This is a genomic window from Xylanimonas protaetiae (assembly GCF_004135385.1).
In the GTDB taxonomy this organism is placed as follows: Bacteria; Actinomycetota; Actinomycetes; order Actinomycetales; family Cellulomonadaceae; genus Xylanimonas; species Xylanimonas protaetiae.
This window is the reverse complement of the sequence record NZ_CP035493.1, coordinates 431,658-451,403: the sequence shown is the minus strand read 5'-3', so window position 1 is coordinate 451,403 and position 19,746 is coordinate 431,658. Positions and strand designations below refer to the sequence as shown.

Annotated in this window: 17 protein-coding genes and 1 pseudogene; 11 read left to right on the top strand and 7 right to left on the bottom strand. The window is 75.3% G+C overall.

Annotated features, from left to right (window positions below; genetic code table 11):
• Nucleotides 1-57: 57 nt before the first annotated feature.
• Complete coding sequence (gene greA, locus ET471_RS01985) at nt 58-540, bottom strand: transcription elongation factor GreA (protein WP_129186362.1); 483 nt, start codon at nt 538-540, stop codon at nt 58-60.
• A gap of 147 nt (nt 541-687) precedes the next feature.
• Nucleotides 688-1,092 (bottom strand): DUF4307 domain-containing protein, encoded by a 405-nt coding sequence (locus tag ET471_RS01980; protein ID WP_129186361.1) that lies wholly within the window; start codon nt 1,090-1,092, stop codon nt 688-690.
• 133 nt (nt 1,093-1,225) lie between these two features.
• On the opposite strand from ET471_RS01980, the gene mca reads away from it, so the two are divergent.
• Genes mca through ET471_RS01965 form a run of 3 tightly spaced genes read left to right on the top strand, consistent with a single transcriptional unit; the run spans nt 1,226 to nt 3,376 of the window.
• Entirely contained in the window at nt 1,226-2,119 is an 894-nt protein-coding gene (gene mca, locus ET471_RS01975) for a mycothiol conjugate amidase Mca (protein WP_129190636.1), read from the top strand.
• Nucleotides 2,116-2,574, top strand: coding sequence for a hypothetical protein (locus ET471_RS01970; protein ID WP_129186360.1), 459 nt, complete (start codon nt 2,116-2,118; stop codon nt 2,572-2,574). The genes mca and ET471_RS01970 overlap by 4 nt, the downstream gene beginning before the upstream one ends.
• Nucleotides 2,561-3,376, top strand: a complete 816-nt coding sequence (locus tag ET471_RS01965) for a carbon-nitrogen hydrolase family protein (protein WP_129186359.1) — start codon at nt 2,561-2,563, stop codon at nt 3,374-3,376. Before ET471_RS01970 ends, ET471_RS01965 begins: the two co-directional genes overlap by 14 nt.
• A 45-nt stretch (nt 3,377-3,421) precedes the next feature.
• Here ET471_RS01965 and trhA read toward each other — a convergent pair.
• A pseudogene (gene trhA, locus ET471_RS01960) lies at nt 3,422-4,140 on the bottom strand (PAQR family membrane homeostasis protein TrhA).
• A gap of 230 nt (nt 4,141-4,370) precedes the next feature.
• Here trhA and ET471_RS01955 point away from each other — a divergent pair.
• The 5 genes from ET471_RS01955 (at nt 4,371) to ET471_RS01935 (ending at nt 9,536) form a co-directional block, all read left to right on the top strand.
• The gene (locus ET471_RS01955; RefSeq protein ID WP_129186358.1) at nt 4,371-5,135 is read left to right on the top strand and encodes an isoprenyl transferase; all 765 of its coding nucleotides are present in this window, start codon (nt 4,371-4,373) and stop codon (nt 5,133-5,135) included.
• 9 nt (nt 5,136-5,144) lie between these two features.
• A complete protein-coding gene (locus tag ET471_RS01950) occupies nt 5,145-5,618 on the top strand; it encodes a MarR family winged helix-turn-helix transcriptional regulator (protein ID WP_129186357.1) in 474 nt (157 codons plus the stop codon).
• A 157-nt stretch (nt 5,619-5,775) separates the two neighbouring features.
• Entirely contained in the window at nt 5,776-7,881 is a 2,106-nt protein-coding gene (locus ET471_RS01945; RefSeq protein WP_129186356.1) for an MMPL family transporter, read from the top strand.
• Nucleotides 7,878-9,038 (top strand): glycerate kinase, encoded by a 1,161-nt coding sequence (locus ET471_RS01940; RefSeq protein ID WP_129186355.1) that lies wholly within the window; start codon nt 7,878-7,880, stop codon nt 9,036-9,038. The genes ET471_RS01945 and ET471_RS01940 overlap by 4 nt, the downstream gene beginning before the upstream one ends.
• A gap of 90 nt (nt 9,039-9,128) precedes the next feature.
• Nucleotides 9,129-9,536, top strand: a complete 408-nt coding sequence (locus ET471_RS01935) for an LbetaH domain-containing protein (protein WP_129186354.1) — start codon at nt 9,129-9,131, stop codon at nt 9,534-9,536.
• Between the two features lie 97 nt (nt 9,537-9,633).
• Here the strand turns inward: ET471_RS01935 and ET471_RS01930 are convergent, their stop codons facing one another.
• On the bottom strand, nt 9,634-10,818 hold the full coding sequence (locus ET471_RS01930; RefSeq protein WP_129186353.1) for an AAA family ATPase: 1,185 nt from the start codon (nt 10,816-10,818) through the stop codon (nt 9,634-9,636).
• A gap of 138 nt (nt 10,819-10,956) precedes the next feature.
• On the opposite strand from ET471_RS01930, the gene ET471_RS01925 reads away from it, so the two are divergent.
• Both ET471_RS01925 and hemQ read left to right on the top strand, forming a co-directional pair.
• Nucleotides 10,957-12,102 carry a ferrochelatase gene (locus ET471_RS01925; RefSeq protein WP_129186352.1) on the top strand — a complete coding sequence of 382 codons (1,146 nt, stop codon included), beginning with the start codon at nt 10,957-10,959 and terminating at the stop codon, nt 12,100-12,102.
• A gap of 178 nt (nt 12,103-12,280) precedes the next feature.
• Entirely contained in the window at nt 12,281-12,922 is a 642-nt protein-coding gene (hemQ, locus tag ET471_RS01920) for a hydrogen peroxide-dependent heme synthase (RefSeq protein WP_242496377.1), read from the top strand.
• Between the two features lie 57 nt (nt 12,923-12,979).
• Here the strand turns inward: hemQ and ET471_RS01915 are convergent, their stop codons facing one another.
• The 3 genes from ET471_RS01915 to ET471_RS01905 form a co-directional block, all read right to left on the bottom strand.
• Entirely contained in the window at nt 12,980-13,849 is an 870-nt protein-coding gene (locus ET471_RS01915) for a putative protein N(5)-glutamine methyltransferase (protein WP_165350364.1), read from the bottom strand.
• Nucleotides 13,850-13,881: 32 nt separating this feature from the next.
• Nucleotides 13,882-15,132, bottom strand: coding sequence for a Glu/Leu/Phe/Val family dehydrogenase (locus ET471_RS01910; protein ID WP_129186350.1), 1,251 nt, complete (start codon nt 15,130-15,132; stop codon nt 13,882-13,884).
• A 147-nt stretch (nt 15,133-15,279) separates the two neighbouring features.
• Nucleotides 15,280-16,098, bottom strand: coding sequence for an aldo/keto reductase (locus tag ET471_RS01905; RefSeq protein WP_129186349.1), 819 nt, complete (start codon nt 16,096-16,098; stop codon nt 15,280-15,282).
• A 53-nt stretch (nt 16,099-16,151) separates the two neighbouring features.
• Here ET471_RS01905 and ET471_RS01900 point away from each other — a divergent pair, with 53 nt between their 5' ends.
• Complete coding sequence (locus ET471_RS01900) at nt 16,152-19,664, top strand: bifunctional proline dehydrogenase/L-glutamate gamma-semialdehyde dehydrogenase (protein ID WP_129186348.1); 3,513 nt, start codon at nt 16,152-16,154, stop codon at nt 19,662-19,664.
• Nucleotides 19,665-19,746: the final 82 nt, after the last annotated feature.

Here is a 19,746-nt window from a genome sequence, read left to right as displayed (position 1 = left end):
CCCCGCAGAAGGACGAGGCCCCGCACCGGTCGGTACGGGGCCTCGCGTGCAGCAGGGTCAGCCCTGGTAGGGCTTGGCCCCCGTGATCTCGACGGTGAACACCTTGCCGTTGGGCGCGGTGTAGCTCACCGTGTCGCCGATGGAGTGGCCGTCGATGGCCGCGCCGAGGGGCGAGGTGGGGGAGTAGACGTCGACGTCGGTGGTGCCCGCGATCTCGCGCGAGCCCAGGAGGAACGTCATCGGCTCGCCGGCGAGCAGGACGTCGACCAGCATGCCCGGCTCGACCATGCCGTCGTCCGGCGGGGTGCCGACCCGGACGGTGCGCAGCTTGGCCGTGAGCTCCAGGATGCGCGCCTCGTTCTTGGCCTGCTCCTCACGGGCCGCGTGGTAGCCGCCGTTCTCCTTGAGGTCGCCCTCGTCGCGGGCAGCAGCGATGCGCGAGACGATCTCGGCGCGGGCGGGCCCGGAGAGGCGCTCAAGCTCAGCCTTCAGCTGGTCGTGAGCCTCCTGGGTGAGCCAGGTGACCGTGGTGTCGCTCACTTCGGCTCTCCTTTCGTGGTGCTCGGTTGGCCTGGCCCCAGGCCGCACAGAAGCGCACCGACGGCGTCGGCACGCGCGTCGGCTGGTGTCAGGACAGCGTGTGAATCCCCCAGGGTAGCCCGTGCCCCGGCGCCCGGGGCAAGTTGCTCAGCCGGAAATGCACCTGTCGATGACCGCCGCGTCCGCCTTCTGCGTGGTCCGCACGGTCACGGTGTAGCGCGCGGTCGCCTTCGTGCTCGGACCCACCGGGACCTGCAACGACCCCACCTGGGCGAAGCTCGGGGACAGGGCGCCCACGGTGCACACCGCCGTCGTCCCCGGGGGCATCGACACCTGGAAGTCGATCTCGATCTCCTCGGCGCTCGTGACCCGGAACGAGACGACGTCGGCGGTCACGGGAGAGCGCTGGTACTGGGCCAGGGCGAGCCAGGCGGTGAGGGCGACGGCGACCGCCAGCGCGACGCCGATCGCGACCCGGGCCCCACGGGACAGGCCGGCGGACCGGCGCCCGTAGCGGTCCACGGGTGGCGTGGGCGGGACGACGTCGCTCATGGAGCATGATTGTGGTCGATACGCGCGCCACATCGTGCATGGGGGTGCGCCAGGACCGTGTGACGTTGCTCGTCTTCGATGGAGGTCACCCTTGACCAGCGCCCCGCTAGGTACGGACGGCAGGCTGCGGCTCATGGCCGTGCACGCGCACCCCGACGACGAGTCGAGCAAGGGCGCGGCCACCATGGCCAGGTACGCCGCCGAGGGTGCCGAGGTGCTGGTGGTGACGTGCACGGGCGGCGAGCGGGGCGACGTGCTCAACCCGACGTTCGAGGTGCCCGCGGGCCACGAGTTCGCGTCGATCGAGGGCAAGCGCGCGGTGCGCCGGCTGGAGATGGCCGACGCCGCGGCGGCGCTCGGCGTCGCGCAGCACTGGCTCGGCTTCACCGACTCCGGCCTGCCGGAGGGCGACCCGCTGCCGCCGCTGCCGGACGACGCGTTCGCGCGCGTGCCGGTCGAGCAGGCCGCGGCGCCGCTGGTCGAGGCCGTGCGCCGGTTCCGCCCGCACGTCATCACCACGTACGACCCGTCGGGCGGCTACCCGCACCCCGACCACATCTACTGCCACACCGTGTCCATGGAGGCGTGGGAGGCCGCCGGCGACCCGCACCGCTACGTCGTCGACGGCGGTGCCGCCCCGTGGACTCCGCTCAAGCTCTACTACAACCACGGCTTCTCGCTGCGGCGGCTGCGCGCCGTCCACGAGGCCATGGAGGGCCAGGGGCTCGAGTCACCGTTCGGCGACTGGATCGAGTCGCGCACGGCGCGCGAGATCCCGGAGCGGCAGGTCACGACGCTCGTGCCGGTGGCCGGCTACTTCCCCGCGCGCGACGCCGCGCTCACCGCGCACGCCTCGCAGATCGACCCGGAGGGCTTCTTCTTCGCCGTGCCGCGCGACATCGAGGCCGACGTCTGGCCGTGGGACGAGTACGAGCTCGCCGCGAGCCGCGTGCCCCCGGCCGTCGAGCGCGGGGCCGTCGAGGACGACCTGTTCGCCGGCATCCGCGGGACGGAGGTGGCCTCGTGATCGCCCTGCTGCTGGCCGCGGCACCCGCGCCGTCGCCCTCGCCCGCCGAGCAGCTCGACGCGGCGACGGTGACGCCCGGCATCGTGGGCTTCCTCGTCACGTTCGCGGTGGTGCTCGCCGCCATCGGCCTGTTCCAGCTCATGACGCGCTCGCTGCGCCGCACGGCCCGCAACGCGCGGTCGCAGGGCCTGGAGCTCTCCGAGCCGGCCCGCGTGGGCCACGGCTTCCCGCTGCCGGTCCGGGCACCCGAGCCCACCGTGCCGGGCGTGCTCGACGGCGGGACGCCGTTCGGGGACACGACGCCGGGGCACGGCCCGACGCCGTCGCACGGCGTGATGCCGTCGCGCGGCGTGATGCCGTCGCACGCGCCGACGTCTCGCACGACGCACGGTGGCTTCGACGGCGGTGGCGTCGACAGCGGGTCTGCAGGGGACGGTGGCGGTGGCGGCGACTGACCCGGGCGCCGTCCGGGTCGCGATCGCACAGGTCGAGGTCGCCGCGGACCATGCGGCCAACCGCGACGCCGTCGCGCGCGTGGTGCGGGAGGCCGCCGGGGCGGGCGCCGACCTCGTCGTGCTGCCCGAGTACGCGTCGGGGTACGAGCCCCGCGGCGTCGGGGCCGAGCACGCCGAACCGCTCGACGGGCCGTTCGTCACGCTGCTGCGCGGCCTGGCCCGGGAGCACGGGCTCGCGGTCGTCGCGGGGACGGTCCTGCCGGGCGCGACGCCCGAGCGCGGGTCCAACGCCGTCGTGGCCGTCGGCGCCGACGGCGAGCTCGCCGGGACGTACCGCAAGGTGCACCTGTACGACGCGTTCGGCGCGCGCGAGTCGGACCGGCTCGAGGCGGGTGCGGCGGACGCCGAGCCGCTCGTCCTCGTCGTGCGGGGGATGCCGTTCGGCGTCCTGACCTGCTACGACCTGCGGTTCCCGGAGTCGGCGCGCCGTGTCGTCGACGCGGGCGCGCACGTGCTGCTCTACCCGGCCGCGTGGGCCGCCGGCCCGCTCAAGGCCGACCACTGGCGCACGCTGCTGCGCGCCCGCGCGCTCGAGAACACCGTCGTCGTGGTGGGCGTCGGCATGGCGGGGCGCACCGTGACGGGCCGCTCGCTCGTGGCGGGCCCGGACGGCGTCGTCGCGCTCGAGCTGGACGAGGCGCCGCAGGTCGCGGTGACGACGCTCGACCCGGCCGCGATCGCCGCGGCGCGCGCGACGAACCCGTCCCTGGAGAACCGCCGCTACCGCGTCACGCCGGCCTGAGGCCAGCGGGCCGGGCCGTCGCGCCCAGCGGGCCGGGCCGTCGCGTCAGCGGGCCGCGACCGCCGCGATGAAGATGGCGACCGTGTGGCAGGCGAAGCCGGCCACCGTCAGCGCGTGGAAGATCTCGTGGAACCCGAACCAGCGCGGCGACGGGTTGGGGAACTTGGCGCCGTAGATGACGGCGCCGAGCGTGTAGGCGATGCCGCCGGAGATGATGAGCCAGACGACGGCGGGGCCGCCCGCGGCCCAGAACTGGTTCATGTACGCGACGGCCGCCCAGCCCAGCGCGACGTACATGGGCACGTACACCCAGCGCGGCGCGGTCATCCAGAAGAGGTGGGCGAGCAGGCCGGCGGCCGCGCCGCCCCACACCAGGAGGAGCAGCACCGTCGCGGTCTCGGGGGCAGCAGCAGCACCGCGAGCGGGGTGTAGGTGCCCGCGATGATGAGGAAGATGTTGGCGTGGTCGATGCGCCGCAGCACGGCGTGCACCTTGGCCGACCACCGCCCGCGGTGGTAGATCGCGCTCATCCCGAACAGGGACAGCGACGTCACCATGAAGATGGTCGCCGCGACCCTCCCGGCCACGGGCGGCGACAGCACGATGAGCACGATCCCGGCGGCGAGCGCGAGCGGCGTCGTCACGGCGTGGATCCACCCGCGGAGCCTCGGCTTGAGCTGCGCGACGGCGGTGCCGACCGTGGTGGAGACCGACCTGGCCGTGTGGGAGACGGCAGTGCGGGCGGCGTCGATCGAGTCCGGCACGACGTCGCGGCCGGAGCGGGGGTCGGCGTGAGCTGACACGGGTGGTCTCCTCGGTGGTGGGCCGTAGGCAGGATCGCAACCTACGCTTGCGTAGGTTACGTCACCGTAGCCTTGCGGTGCCAGGCGAGCGAGGCGCATTGCGTGCCCGACCGGTGAAGATCCGTCGCCCCGTGCGGTCGCACGACGTGAGACCGTCCGGCGGGGGTTGCCGGGGCCGGTACCGTGGACGCGTGCGCCTGCCCCACACGCTCTACCGCCTGTACGAGCGTCGCCTCCTCGCCGCCGGGCTCACCCCCGACCGCCTGCCTCGGCACGTCGGCGTCATCCTCGACGGCAACCGTCGCTGGGCGAAGTCGTTCGGCGAGACGGCGGCCACCGGGCACCGGCGCGGGGCCGACAAGATCACCGAGTTCCTCGGCTGGGCCGAGGACCTCGGCATCGAGGTCGTCACCCTGTGGATGCTCTCCACCGACAACCTCGCCCGCTCGGCCGGCGAGCTCGACGACCTGCTCGACATCATCGAGGACGCCGTGCGCGGCCTCGCCGACTCCCGGCGCTGGCGCGTGCGCGTCGTCGGGCGCCTGGACCTGCTGCCCGAGCGGCTCGCCGTCGCGCTGCGCCAGGCCGCCGACCAGACCGTCGGCGTCCGCGGGCTGCAGGTCAACGTGGCCATCGGGTACGGCGGCCGCCACGAGATCGCCGACGCCGTCCGGTCCTGGCTGCGCGAGCAGGACGAGGCCGGCGCGACGATCGCCGAGCTCGCCGAGCGCATCGACGTCGACGACATCGCTGGCCACCTCTACACGGCCGGGCAGCCCGACCCCGAGCTCGTCATCCGCACGAGCGGCGAGCAGCGCATCGGCGGGTTCCTCATGTGGCAGTCGGCGCACTCCGAGCTGTACTTCTGCGAGGCCTACTGGCCCGACTTCCGCCGCGTGGACTTCCTGCGCGCGCTGCGCGACTTCACGCGCCGCGAGCGCCGGCTCGGTCGCTGAGGCCGGCCCGTGGCCGAGCAGCACCCGACGTCGGACCGCCGCGCGGCCGCCACGTGGGAGGCGCTCTTCCGCACGCAGGCCGAGCTGCTGCGCCGCCTCCAGGAGGACCCGATCTGGCACGAGGTGTCGCTGCGCGAGTACGACGTGCTGTTCGTCCTCACACAGGCGGGCGGCGCCCTGCGCCTGCGTGACCTCACGGGCCGCCTGTTCCTGGTCCAGTCGTCCGTGTCCCGCCTCGTGGAGCGCATGGAGTCGCGCGGCCTGCTGACGCGCTCCACGCCGTCGGACGACGCGCGCGGCACGCTCGTGACGCTGACCGCGGAAGGGCGCCGGCTCCAGCACGACGTCGGCGCCCGGCACCAGGAGGCCATCGGCCGGTTCGTCGGGGGCGCGCTCGACGACGACGAGCAGCGCGCCCTGCGCGGCCTGCTGGAGCGGCTGCGCTCGGCGCAGGCTGGCATCGCGGCCCCCGACAGGTCCTGAACCGGGCACGGCGCCCTCCCTAGGGTGCGCACCCCGGGCGGACCTCGGGGTGACCCCCCTGCGAAGTCGGGGGATCCCTGGTTACGGCGGGCCAGGACGCGGCGGCAGCCTGAGAGGGCGCCACGTCTCTTCCACCACTCCGCCACGGGAGACTCCCATGTCCGCTGTGCCCCGCTGGATCACGCACCGCCTCGCCAAGTGGCTGATCGTCGCCGCGTGGGTCGCCGCCGCGGCGCTCCTGAGCCCGCTCGCGGGCACGCTCACCCAGCACCAGTCCAACGACTCCAAGGCCTGGCTGCCCACGAACGCCGAGTCCACGGAGGTGCTGGACCGCACGCAGGCGCTCGGCGAGGAGGACGTCGCGACCGCCGTCGTCGGCTATGTGCGCGACGCGGGCGTCACACCCGTCGACCTGGCGAAGGCCACCGCGGACGTCGCGGCGTTCGCGGCGCTCGCCGGCGTCGACGGCGACGTGATGGGCCCGTTCCTGTCGCAGGACGGCAAGGCGGTCCAGGTCATCGTCCCGTACACGATGGGCGACGCGGGCTGGGACGCCGCGCCCGGGTTCGTCGACGAGGTCCGGGCGATCGCGCAGGACGGCGCCGACGGGCTCCGTGTCGGCATCACGGGCCCCGCGGGGATGGCGGCGGACTCCGCGACGGCCTTCTCCGGCATCGAGTCGACGCTGCTGTACGCGGCCATGGGCGTCGTCGTCGTCATCCTGCTGCTGACGTACCGCAGCCCCGTGCTGTGGGTGCTGCCGCTCGTCTCGGCGGGCGTCTCGCTCGTGGTGGCGCAGGCCGTCATCGCGGTGCTCGCCCGGGAGGGCGTCCTCGAGGTGAACGCGCAGTCGCAGGGCATCCTCACGGTGCTCGTGTTCGGCGCGGGCACCGACTACGCGCTGCTGCTCGTGGCGCGGTACCGCGAGGAGCTGCGACGGCACGCCGACCGGCACGAGGCCATGGCCGTCGCGCTGCACCGGGCCGCGCCCGCGATCATCGCGTCCGGCGCGACCGTGGCCCTCGGCATGCTGTGCCTTGTGCTCGCCCAGCTCGCGTCGACGTCCGGGCTGGGGCCGGTGGCCGCGATCGGCGTCGTCGTGGCCGTCGCCGTCATGCTCACGCTGCTGCCGGCGCTGCTCGTGGTGTGCGGGCGGTGGGTGTTCTGGCCGCGCGTGCCCGCCCTGGGCGCGCCGGAGCCGACCGCGCACGGCATCTGGGCGCGCCTGGGCGCCCGCATCAGCAAGGCGCCGCGCCGCACCTGGGTGACGACGTCGCTCGTGCTCGCGGCGATGTCGGTCGGCGTCGTGCAGCTCTCCGCGACGGGCCTGACCGCCGAGCAGTCGTTCCGCGGCGAGCAGCCGTCGATCGTCGCCGGCAAGGAGCTCGCCGCGCACTTCCCCGCGGGGGCGGGGCAGCCGGTCGTCGTGGTCGCGGACGCCGACGCCATCGGCGCGGTGACCACGGCGCTGGCCGGCGTCACCGGGCTCGACCCGGCCTCGATCACCGACCCCGTCGTCTCCGGCGCGGACGCCGTCGTGGAGGCCACGCTGCTCGACGCGCCCGACTCCGAGGCCGCCGAGGCGACCGTCGACCGGGCGCGCGACGCCGTCCACGCCATCGAGGGCGCGGACGCCCAGGTGGGCGGCGCGACCGCCACCACGGTCGACACCCTGGCCGCCGCGAGCGCCGACAACCGCGTCGTCATGCCCGCGATCCTCGTCACCGTGCTCGTGGTCCTGGCCCTGCTGCTGCGCTCCCTCGTCGCGCCGCTGCTGCTCATGGGCACCGTGGTCCTGTCCTTCGGGGCCGCGCTCGGCGTCAGCGCCCTGGTGTTCCGGCACGTGCTCGACTTCGCCGGGGCCGACCCGTCCATGCCGCTGTTCTCGTTCGTGTTCCTCGTGGCGCTCGGCATCGACTACAACATCTTCCTCATGACCCGCGTGCGGGAGGAGTCGCTGCTCCACGGCACCCGGCAGGGCGCGGTGCGCGGGCTCGCGGCCACGGGCGGCGTCATCACGTCGGCCGGCCTGGTGCTCGCGGGCACCTTCGCGGCCCTGGCGACCCTGCCCGTCGTGAGCTTCGCCGAGATCGGGTTCACCGTCGCGTTCGGCGTCCTGCTCGACACGATCGTCGTGCGGTCCGTGCTGGTCACGGCCCTGACGCTCGATGTCGGGGACACGATGTGGTGGCCGCTGCACCTCGTGCTCAAGCCCGCTCCGCGGCTCACGAGCGAGTTCGTCTCGGTATCGTCGACCGAGTGACCAGCACCGCAGGCACCGGTCCGCACGTCGTCGTCGCCCCCGACTCCTTCAAGGGGTCGCTCGCGGCGGTCGACGTCGCGGCCGCGCTCGCCGCCGGCGTCCTCGCCGCCGTCCCCACCGCGCGGGTGACGCGCCTGCCGATGGCGGACGGCGGCGAGGGCACGCTCGCGGCGCTCGCCGCCGCCTGGGACGTGCCGCAGCACGCCCTGGCCACGGTCGACGCCCTCGGGCGGCCGACGACGGCCTTCTGGGCCGCGTCGCCCGACGGCCGCGTGGGCGTCGTCGAGCTCGCCTCCGCCTCCGGGCTGCCCGCCGTGAGCGACGTGCAGCGCCAGCCGCTGCACGCGCACACCCGCGGCACCGGCGACGTCGCCGCTGCGGTCCTCGACGCCGGCGTCGAGGAGGTCATCGTGTGCCTCGGGGGCTCCGCGTCCACCGACGGCGGCGCCGGCGTCCTGACGGGCCTGGGCGTCCGCGTGCTCGACGCCGCGGGCGAGGAGGTGCCCGACGGCGGCGAAGGGCTCGCGCGCGCGGCATCGCTCGACCTCACCGGGCTGCACCCGCGGGCGCGCGCCGTGCGGTGGCGGCTCGCGGTCGACGTCACCAACCCCCTGACGGGCGAGCACGGCGCCGCCGCCGTGTTCGGGCCGCAGAAGGGCGCGCAGCCCGGCGACGTCGTGTTCCTCGACGAGGCGCTCGCCCGCTGGGCCGGGGTGCTCGAGCGGGAGACGCGGGTCGCCGTCCGCGAGCTGCCCGGCGCGGGCGCCGCCGGCGGGGTGCCTGCCGCGCTCGTCGCGGTGCTCGGCGCCACGGTGGAGCGCGGCGCCGACCTGGTCGCCGAGGCCGTCGGGCTGCCCGCGGCGCTCGCCGACGCCGCCCTCGTCATCACGGGGGAGGGGTCGTTCGACTCGCAGTCGGTGCGCGGGAAGGTGCCCGACGGGGTCGCGAGGGCCGCGGCCGCGTCGCCCGCGCGGCCGCCCGTCGTCGTCGTCGCAGGTCAGGTGCTGCTGCCTGCCGCGCAGGCGCGCGCGGCGGGCATCCGGGCGGCGTTCTCGATCGCGCCCGGGCCGACGACGCTCGACGACCTGCTCGACCGCACCGCACAGCGCCTCACGGACGTCGCGTCGTCGGTGACGTCCCTGGTCCTGGGCCCGTAGCGGCGCCGGGAATACCCCGGAGGGGGATTGCGCTTCCCTTCACGAGGTCGCCGGTGCGTCACCACCGGCGTCCCGAGAGGGAGGTAGTGCATGTCCGGCCGCAGCACCATGCGCGTCGAGTTCGAGGAGGCGGGCGAGCGCGTCGTCTACCGCCGTCACCGCAACGGCGGCGGGCTCGTCTCGCCGCAGGCGAGCGTCGACGCGACCGCGTTCGTCGCGCGCGACGCCTGGGTCGAGCCCGGCGCGCGCGTCGAGTCCGGCACGACCATCGCGTCGGGCGCGTGGATCGACGCCGACGCGCGCGTCGGCGAGGACGTCGTCGTGGGCAAGTACGTCCACGTGGGACCGGGGGCGACCGTCGGCGACGGCGCGCGCCTGGAGAAGGGCGTGCGCCTGGGCGCGAACGCCCGGGTGGAGCCGCGCACGCGGATCCCCGAGGACGAGACCGTCGCTGCCGGCGACGTCGTCACGCGCGCCCGCTTCGGCATCGCAGCCTGATCGAGCGCGCCCCGGGCGCCCGCGCCCGATCGGAACGTGCTTGCGGGATCGGAACGTGCGCCCACGTGCACGTTCCGATCCGGGAGGCACGCTCCGATCAGCGCGACGGCCACGTCCAGGGCGGCTGGTCGAACCGGCCCTCGCGGCCCGCGACGCGTGTCTCCCCGAAGTCCTTCACCAGCTCGACGCGCGCGACGCCGTCGCCCGAGCCCATCGCCGCGACGAGCGGCGCCGAGTGCGTCACCACCACCACCTGGGTGCGCTGCGCCGCCTCGCGCACCAGCTCGCCCAGCGCCGGCAGCAGGTCCGGGTGCAGGCTCGTCTCCGGCTCGTTGAGCACGAGCAGCTCGGGCGGGCGCGGTGTCAGCAGCGCGGCGACCCACAGCAGGTAGCGCAGCGTCCCGTCCGACAGCTCCGCCGCCGTCAGCGGGCGGAGCAGCCCGTGCTGGTGCAGCCTCACCTCGAACCGACCGTCGCGCGCGTCGACCGCGAGCCGCGAGCCCGGGAACGCCCGCGACACGGCCCGCTCCAGGTCAGAGCCCAGGCCCAGGTCGGCGATCGTCGCCAGGGCCGCCGCAAGGTCCGCGCCGTCGGGCCCGAGCACGGGCGTGCGCGTGCCCACCTGCGGCGTGCGCGCGGGGGCGTCCAGGTCCGTGCGGAGCTGGTCGTAGAACCGCCAGCCGCGCAGGCGCTCGCGGACGTCGAGCAGCTCCGGCGCCCGCGCGGGGTCGACCACCTCGGTGAGCATCGACTCGAACGTGCGCAGCCGCCCCGGGCGGGGCTGCCAGGCGCCGTCGTCGCCGCGGACGCGCACCGCGGGGCCGCGACGCTCGGCGGCGAGCGCCGCGGGGCGTGGGACCGGGCCGGTCCAGACGGCCTCGACCTTGATCTCGGGGTCATTGGCGAACGGGTGCCGGGAGCCGTCCGGGAGCTTCTGCTGCTGCGGCAGCCCCAGGTCGACGGCGTAGCCGAGGTCGTCCGACGCGAACCCGAGCCGCAGCGACACCGGGCCGCTGCGGACCGTCCCCTGGACGGGGTGCCGGCCCTCGCGGACGGCGCGGCCGATGACCTCGGGCCCCGCCCACAGCGTCGAGGCGAGCCCGCCCTCGCGGGCCACGGCCCCGACGACGCCGCCCGCCGCGCACTCCGCCAGCAGCCGCAGCGACCGGTACAGCGACGACTTGCCCACCCCGTTGGCGCCCGTCACGACGGTGAGCCGGTCGAGCGCCAGCACGAGGCTGCGGACCGAGCGGTACCCGTCGACGGCGAGGGTGCGGATCACGGTCGCTCCGGGCTCATGCGGCCCACGGTAGGCGTGACCACCGACAACGCGCGTGGTGACGTCACGTCGCAACAACGTCACATCCCTTCCGCGGCATCGTGGTCGGAACTCCGAGGCGCCGGTGGGAGGATGCGGGGCATGCCTTCGTTCTCCGCGGATCACGGGGCGCGCCCCTACGACGCCCTGCTGCTGTACTCGTTCGGCGGCCCCGACAAGCCCGAAGACGTGGTGCCCTTCCTGCGCAACGTCACCGCCGGCAAGGGGATCCCCGACGCCCGCCTCGAGCAGGTGGGCGAGCACTACTACGGATTTGGCGGCAAGAGCCCCATCAACGAGCAGAACCTCGCGCTCAAGGGCGCGCTCGAGAAGGAGCTCGCCGAGCGCGGCATCGACCTGCCGGTCGTGTGGGGCAACCGCAACTGGGCCCCGTACACCACCGACGCGGTCGACGAGCTCGAGGCCATGGGCGCGACGCGGGCCGTGGCCCTGGTGACCAGCGCGTACTCCTCGTACTCCGGCTGCCGCCAGTACCGCGAGGACCTCGCCGCCGTGCTCGACCAGCGCGGCCAGCTCGGCCCGGACGGCTCCACCGGCGTCCAGTTCGACAAGCTCCGCGCGTACTTCAACACCCCCGGCTTCGTCCAGGGCAACGTCGACGCCGTCGTCGAGGCGTTCGCCGCGCTGGCCGAGGCGGGCGGCGACGCCGCCGCCGCGCGGCTCGTCTTCGTCACGCACTCCATCCCGACGACGATGGAGGCCGCCTCCGGCGTCGGGCACGCCACCTACGCCGAGCAGCACCTCGACATCGCAGCCCTCGTCGCCGCGCGCGTGGGCGAGGCCCTGGGCCACGCCGTCGCGTGGGAGCTCGCGTACTGCTCGCGCTCGGGCCCGCCGCACCAGCCGTGGCTGGAGCCCGACGTCAACGACCTGCTGGGCTCGCTGGCGGAGAGCGGCCTGCGCGACGTCGTCCTCTCGCCCATCGGGTTCGTCTCCGACCACATGGAGGTCGCCTACGACCTCGACACCGAGGCCCTGGCCACGGCTCGTGACCTCGGCATGACGGCCGTGCGGGCCGGTACGGTCGGCACCCGGCCGGTGTTCGTCAAGCAGCTCGTCGACCTCGTGCTGGAGCGCGCCGCGCTCGCCCGCGGCGAGCGGGTGGACGAGGCCGTCGTCGGGTCGTTCCCGGCCTTCCCGTCCGTCACCCCGAACGACTGCTGCCTGCGCGTCCACGAGCAGCCCAGCGGCGTTCCCGCACTCTGCAGCGAGGACATGCACCGATGAGCGACACCACCCACGTCCACGGCGACACCCCGGGGTCCCCGCGAGTCCCCGCAGCGAAGCGAGGAGACTCGGGGGTGGGGGCACTGGCGCCGACGTCGACACGACGGCGATCAACGCCTCGATCCGCTACGCCCTGGTCGCCGCCTTCGCGACGACGCAGGCGCTCCCGTCGGACCTCATGGAGCGTTCCGCCGTGGTCGCCGCCGCCGAGGACGCGCTGTGGGACGGCCAGCCGTCCGCCGACCGTGACCCCGCCCGCGCCACGGGCGACGTCGTCGTGCGCGGCACGTACGACGTCGCCGGCCTGCGCGCCGACGCCGACCTCATGATCTGGGTGCACGGCCCCTCCGTGGAGTCCGTGCAGGGCGCGTTCCACCGCCTGCGGGCCTCGGAGCTCGGCGCCGCGCTGGAGCCCGTGTGGTCCGTCGTCGCGCTGCACCGCGCCGCCGAGTTCAACCGCGGGCACGTGCCCGCGTTCCTCGCCGGCGAGGCGCCGCGCGACTACGCGTGCGTCTACCCGTTCGTGCGGTCCTACGACTGGTACCTGCTGCCCGACGACGAGCGCCGCACCATGCTGCGCGACCACGGCATGGCCGCGGCCGGGTACGCCGACGTGCGCGCCAACACCATGTCGACCTTCGCGCTGAGCGACTACGAGTGGCTGCTCGCGTTCGAGGCCGACGAGCTGCACCGCATCGTCGACCTCATGCGTGACCTGCGCGCCACGGAGGCCCGCCGCCACGTGCGCGAGGAGGTCCCGTTCTTCACAGGCCCGCGCGTCACCCTGGCGACGTGGGCGGCCAACCAGCCGCTCGCCTGACGTCGCCGCCGCGGGCCTGGGTTCTGGGTCCCGCGCGAGACGAGGTCGCGCCGACGTTCAGCGGGCGGCCGTCGCCGTGACCACGGTGGCGCCCGTCTCGTCGTCCTCGTGCACCGTCGCGCGCAGGCCCTCCCGCGCCAGGAGGGCCTGCGCCGTCGTGCGCTGGCGCTCGTCGCCCAGCTCGAACAGCAGGGTGCCGCCCGGTGCCAGCCAGGCCGTGGCCTCTCCGATCGCGCGCCGCAGCACCTCCAGCCCGTCGGGGCCGCCGTCGAGCGCCGTGAGCGGCTCGTGCTCGCGCGCCTCGGGCGGCAGGAGCGCGATGGCGGCCGTCGGCACGTAGGGCGCGTGGCACAGCAGCAGGTCGACCCGGCCGCGCAGTCCCGGCGGCAGGGCGGCGTACAGGTCGCCCGTGTGGACCGCCCCGCCGAACGGCGCCAGGTTCTCCGCGGCGCACGCCGTCGCCGCCGGGTCCAGGTCGGCGGCGTGCAGCTCGACGGCGGCGCCGTCGTCCCGCAACGCCGCCGCGACGGCACCCCCCAGCGCCCCCGTGCCGCAGCACAGGTCGACGACGACGGCCGACGTCGTCGAGCGCACGGCCGACATGGTCGGGCGCACGGCCGCCAGGGCGAGGTCGACGAGCAGCGCGGAGCGCTGCCGCGGCACGAACACCCCCGGCGCGACCGCCCACCGCCGCCCGGCGAACGCGACCCAGCCGAGGACGTGCTCGAGCGGCTCGCCGGCGACGCGCCGCGCGACGAGCCCCTCGAGCCGCCCCTCGGCGTCGATCGGGACGTGCGCCGCGGATCGGGACGTGGCGTGCGCCGCACGCTCCGATCCGGGGGGCACGTCCCGACCGACGGCCTCGAGCAGCAGCGCGGCCTCCTCCTCGGCGAAGACGCAGCCCGCCGCGCGCAGCCGCGACGTCACGGCTGTGTGGAGCTCGCCCGCGCGTGACCCGGTCAGGGGTACAGGCCCCGGATCGAGTGCGCCTCGGCGACGCGCTTGACGGCGATGACGTTGGCGGCCTCGCGCAGCGAGAGCCCGTCGCGGCGGGCGAGCTCGGCGACGGCGTCGTACGCCATGACCATGCGCTGCTCGAGGCGCTCGTCGATCTCCTGCGCGGTCCACCAGTACACCTGGTTGGCCTGCACCCACTCGAAGTAGGAGACGACGACGCCCCCGGCGTTCGCGAGGATGTCGGGGATCACGGTGATGCCGTTGGCCTCCATGACGGCGTCGGCCTCGGGGGTCGTGGGGCCGTTCGCGCCCTCGACGACGAGGCGGGCCCGGACGGTCGGCGCCGTCTCGGCCGTGAGCACGTTCTCCATGGCGGCGGGCACGAGCACGTCGACGTCCATCGCGAGCATCTGGGCGTTCGTGATCGGGTCCGCGTCGGCGAAGCCGACGACGGTGCCGGCTGCCGCGACGTGGGCGAAGAGGCGGTCGATGTCGAGGCCCGCGTCGTCGCGGACGCCGCCGTGGACGTCGGAGACGGCGACCACGCGTGCGCCGCGTGCGGCGTAGATCGCGGCGGCGTGCGAGCCGACCTTGCCGAAGCCCTGGACCGCGACCGTCTTGCCGGCGACCTTCTCGCCCTGCGCCTCGAGCGCGGACTGGGTCACGTGCACGACGCCCGCCGAGGTGGCCACGGCGCGGCCCAGCGAGCCGCCGATGGCGATCGGCTTGCCCGTGACGACGGCGGGGATGGTGTGCCCGCGCGACGTCGAGTAGGTGTCCATGACCCACGCCATGGTCTGCTCGTCGGTGCCCATGTCGGGGGCCATGATGTCGGTCTCGGGGCCGATGAGCGGCATGATCTCGGTGGTGTAGCGGCGGGTCACGCGTTCGAGCTCCGCGGCGGAGTGCTCGGCCGGGTCGATGGTGACGCCGCCCTTGGCGCCGCCGTACGGGATGTCGACGACGGCGCACTTCCACGTCATCCACATCGCCAGGGCGCGCACCTCGTCGATGTCGACGTCGCGGCTGAAGCGCAGCCCGCCCTTGCCGGGGCCGCGCGAGACGTTGTGCTGCACGCGGTAGCCGTGGAAGAGCTTGAGGTCCCCGGCGTCGGTGCGCAGCGGCACGGCGACGTGCAGCTCGCGCCGGGGCGTGCGCAGGTGCTGGTGGAGGCCCTCGTCGTAGCCGAGGTGCCGGACCGCCGCCGCGAGCTGGGCGTAGGCGCTGACGATGGGGGAGGGCGCAGAGGTCACGACTGCCACGGTAGTGACGCGGGTGGTCCACGCCACACAGGACCGGCGTGCCCGGGTTCGTGTCGCGCGCAGGGGGCGTTCAGGGCGGCTCAACAGACCAGGCGGCGGCCGCCCCCGGGCAGGGGAGCGGCCGCCGCCGGAACGGGCTCAGTGGCCGAACACGTCCGAGTCCGTCACGCCCGCCTCGCCCCGGTCGAGGGCGTCGATGGCGGCGACCTCGTCGTCGGACAGCGTGAAGTCGAAGACCGCCAGGTTCTGCGCCTGCCGCACGGGGTCGGCCGACTTGGGGATGGGAACGTAGCCGTGCTGCGTGCTCCAGCGCAGGGCGACCTGCGCGGGGGTGACGCCGTGCGCCTCGGCGGCGCGCACGATCGCGGGCTCGGCCAGCATCGAGGCGGGCTTGATCGGGCTCCAGGCCTCGGTGACGGTGCCGAGCGCGGCGTTGGCGGCCACGGATGCGGCCCGCTGCGCGTACGGGTTGAGGTTGATCTGGTTGACGTCCGGCGCGACGCCCGTCGCGGCGACGACGCGGTCCAGGTGCGCGGGCTTGAAGTTCGACATGCCGATGGCGCGGACCTTGCCCTGCTCGAGCAGCGCGACGAGGCCCTCCCACGCGGTGACGTACTGGTCGTGGTCGGGGTTGGGCCAGTGGATGAGGAACAGGTCGAGGTACTCGACGCCGAGGCGCCGCACGCTGTTCTCCCACGCCCCGCGCACGTCCGTGTGCCACGCCCGGTTGAGCTTGGTGGTGACGAACACGTCCTCGCGCGCGACGCCGGAGTCCCGCAGGCCCTGCCCGACGCCGGTCTCGTTGCCGTAGTTCTCGGCGGTGTCGACGAGGCGGTAGCCGGCCTCGAGGGCGGTGCGGACGCCGACGGCGGCCTCGGCGTCGTCCATGGGCCAGGTGCCGAGCCCGAGAGCGGGGAGCGCGGCGCCGTGCGGGAGCGTGATGGTGGGAACGGTCATGGTCACAACCTAGGGCAGGCCAGGGGGCCGCGGTCTGCGCCACAGTGGGAGGCATGGCAGTCACGAAGCAGGACGTCGAGCTCGCCCATCTCGTCGACGACGCCGTCGCGCTGGCCGGCCGCTGGGCCGCGGCGTCGGGCGCCGACCGCCGTGCGGCGCGCGACGCCGCCCGCCTCGGCCGGCTCGTCGCCGACCCGGCCGGGCTCGAGCTCGCGGTGCGGTTCGTCGACGACGTCGCCCGGCCGCAGGACGTCCGCGTGGCCGCGAAGGCGCTCGCCGCGCTCGGCGCGAGCGCCGGCGACGCGCTCGGTACGAGGGCCGGCGCCGCCTCGTTCCTCGGCCGCGGCGACCGGCTCCTGCTGCGCGCGGGGGCGCGCCTCGCGCCGAGGCTGCCCCAGGTCGTCGTGCCGGCCGCGCGCGCCCGGCTGCGACAGCTCGTCGGGCACCTCGTCGCCGACGCCGGCCCCGGCCTGGGCAGGCATCTGGCCCGCACCCGCGCCCAGGGCTTCGCGCTCAACGTCAACCTGCTCGGCGAGGCCGTGCTCGGCGAGGAGGAGGCCCGCGCCCGGCTCGCGCGGACCGTCGCGCTCGTCGAGCGGCCCGACGTCGACTACGTGTCGGTCAAGGTCTCCTCGGTCGCCGCGCAGCTCGTCACCTGGGACCTGGAGGGCTCGCGCGAGCGCGTCGTCGCGCGGCTGCTGCCGCTCTACCGCGCGGCGCAGGAGCACGGCGTGTTCCTCAACCTCGACATGGAGGAGTACCGCGACCTCGCGCTGACCACCGCGGTGTTCCAGGACGTCCTGGGCCGCGACGAGCTCCGCGGGCTCGAGGCGGGCATCGTGCTCCAGGCCTACCTGCCCGACGCCCTGGGCGCGCTCGACGAGCTCACCGCGTTCGCCGCCGAGCGGGTCGCGCGCGGCGGCGCCCGCGTCAAGGTGCGCCTCGTCAAGGGCGCCAACCTGGCGATGGAGCACGTGGAGGCCGAGCTGCACGGCTGGGCCCCGGCCCCGTACGACACGAAGCCCGCCGTCGACGCCAACTACCTGCGCATCCTCGACGCCGCGCTCACGCCCGGGCGCACCCGCGCGGTGCGCCTCGGCGTCGCGTCCCACAACCTGTTCGACCTGGCCCTCGCCGTGCTCGTCGCCCGCGGACGCGACGTCATGGAGGCGCTCGACCTGGAGATGCTGCAGGGCATGGCCCCCGCCGAGGCCCATGCGGTGCGCGACGAGGTCACCCCGCACGGTGGCCGGGTGGTGCTCTACACACCCGTGGTCCGCCCGCAGGACTTCGACGTCGCCATCAGCTACCTGGTGCGGCGGCTCGAGGAGAACGCCGCCCCGCAGAACTTCCTCCACGCGGTGACGGCCCTCGGCGCCGGAGCGATGGCCGCCCAGGAGACGGCCTTCCGCGCGTCGGTCGCGGCGGCCGTCCCGTACACGCCCGCCGACGTCGCCCCCCGCCGCCACCCCCACCCCCAGCCCCCACCCACCCCGGCCAACCACGGTCGAGCGACCCTGGATGTCCGCGATACGCCCCCGAACTCCGGACATTCAGGGTCGCTCGACGGGGGGTTCCGCGGGTTTTCCAACGCCGTTGACATTGATCCCGCCCTTGCCGTGAACCGGGCGTTCGCCCGGCGCATCCTCGACCGGGCGGCCAGCGGGTTCGTTCCCGTCAAGGCCGCACCGCTCGGCACCACCGCCGCCGTCGACGACGCCGTGGCCCGCGCCGTCGAGGTCCAGCGCGCGTGGGCCGCCGTGCCGCCCGCCGCCCGCGCGGCCGGGCTGGACGCCGTCGGAGCCCGTCTCGAGGAGCGCCGCGCCGACCTCGTCGCCGCCATGGTCCACGAGGCGGGCAAGACCGTCGCCGAGGCCGACCCCGAGGTCAGCGAGGCCGTCGACTTCGCGCACTACTACTCCCGCTCGGCCCGCGCGCTCGACGACGTCCCCGGCGCCCGGTTCACCCCCGACGGCGTCACCCTGGTGACTCCGCCGTGGAACTTCCCCGTCGCCATCCCCGCCGGCGGCGTGCTCGCGGCGCTCGCGGCCGGGTCCGTGGTGCTCGCCAAGCCCGCCTCGCCCACCCCGCGCTGCTTCGAGCTCGCGATCGAGGCGATCCACGCGGGCCTGCTCGACGCCGCCGCCGCCACGGGCCTGACGCCCGGGCAGTCCCGGCACCTCGTCCAGTTCCTGCGCGTGCACGACCGCGGCGTCGCCCGCCACCTCGTCACGCACGACGACGTCGCCCGCGTCATCCTCACCGGGTCGATCGAGACGGCCGAGCTGTTCGCCGGCTGGAAGCCCGAGCGCCCCGTGCTGGCCGAGACCAGCGGCAAGAACGCGATCGTCGTCACGCCGTCGGCCGACCTCGACCTCGCGGTAGCCGACCTGGTGCGCAGCGCCTTCGGCCACGCCGGGCAGAAGTGCTCCGCGGCCTCGCTCGCGATCCTCGTCGGCCCGGTCGGCGACCCGTCCACGCCGACCGGCGAGCGGTTCCGCCGCCAGCTCGTCGACGCCGTGCGCTCGCTGCGCGTCGGCCCGGCCACCGACCTGGCCACGGTGATGGGCCCGCTCACCGAGCCCGCCGCGGGCAAGCTGGAGCGCGCGCTCACGACGCTCGAGGACGGCGAGACCTGGCTGGTGCGCCCCCGCCGCCTCGACGCCGAGGCCGCCGCGGCGGGCCTCGACCCGCAGCGCCTGTGGACGCCCGGCCTGCGCGAGGGCGTCGCGCCCGGCTCGTTCTTCCACCTCACCGAGGTCTTCGGCCCCGTGCTCGGCCTCATGACGGCCGACGACCTCGACGCCGCGATCGCCCTGCAGAACGGCGTCGCGTTCGGCCTCACCGCGGGCCTGCACTCGCTCGACGACGACGAGGTCGCCACGTGGTGCGACCGCGTCGAGGCGGGCAACCTCTACGTCAACCGCCACATCACGGGCGCCGTCGTCCGCCGCCAGCCGTTCGGCGGGTGGAAGGCCTCCAGCGTCGGCCCCGGCGCCAAGGCGGGCGGCCCGCACTACGTCGCCCAGCTCGGCGCGTGGTCCGACGCCGCGGACGTCCCCTCGCGCACCGCCGACCCGGCCGCCTGGCTCGCCTGGGCCGAGGCCGACGACGAGCGCGCCTGGGCCCACCTCGCCGCCGGGCACGACCCGTCGGGCCTGCGCGCCGAGGAGAACACGTTCCGGATGCGCCCCGTCGACCGGGTGACCGTCCGGGTGGGGGACGGGGCGCTGCCCGTGGAGGTCAGCCGGGTGCTCGCGGCCGCGCGCCGCGCCGGGGTGCCCGCCGTCGTCGTGCCCGCCGCGGACCACGGCTGGGGCGTGCCGCACGAGGCTCCGGCGAGCGACGCGGACTTCGCCGCCGCGGTCGCGTCCGGGCAGGTCGGAGGCCGGATCCGGGTGGTCGGGGCTGCGCCCGGGCTGCGCGCGGCGGCCGCCGCCCACCCGGGCACGACGACCGTGCTCGACGCTCCCGTCGTCGCGTCGGGCGAGCGTGAGCTGCTCGCGTTCCTGCGCGAGCAGGCCGTCAGCCGCACGCGGCACCGCTACGGCCACGTGCGCCGCTGACGGATGAGAACGTTTGCAGGAATGTTTGCTACGGTCACTCGCCGCGTGGCGAGAGTCACGCGGGACGTCCGGCCGAGGGGGC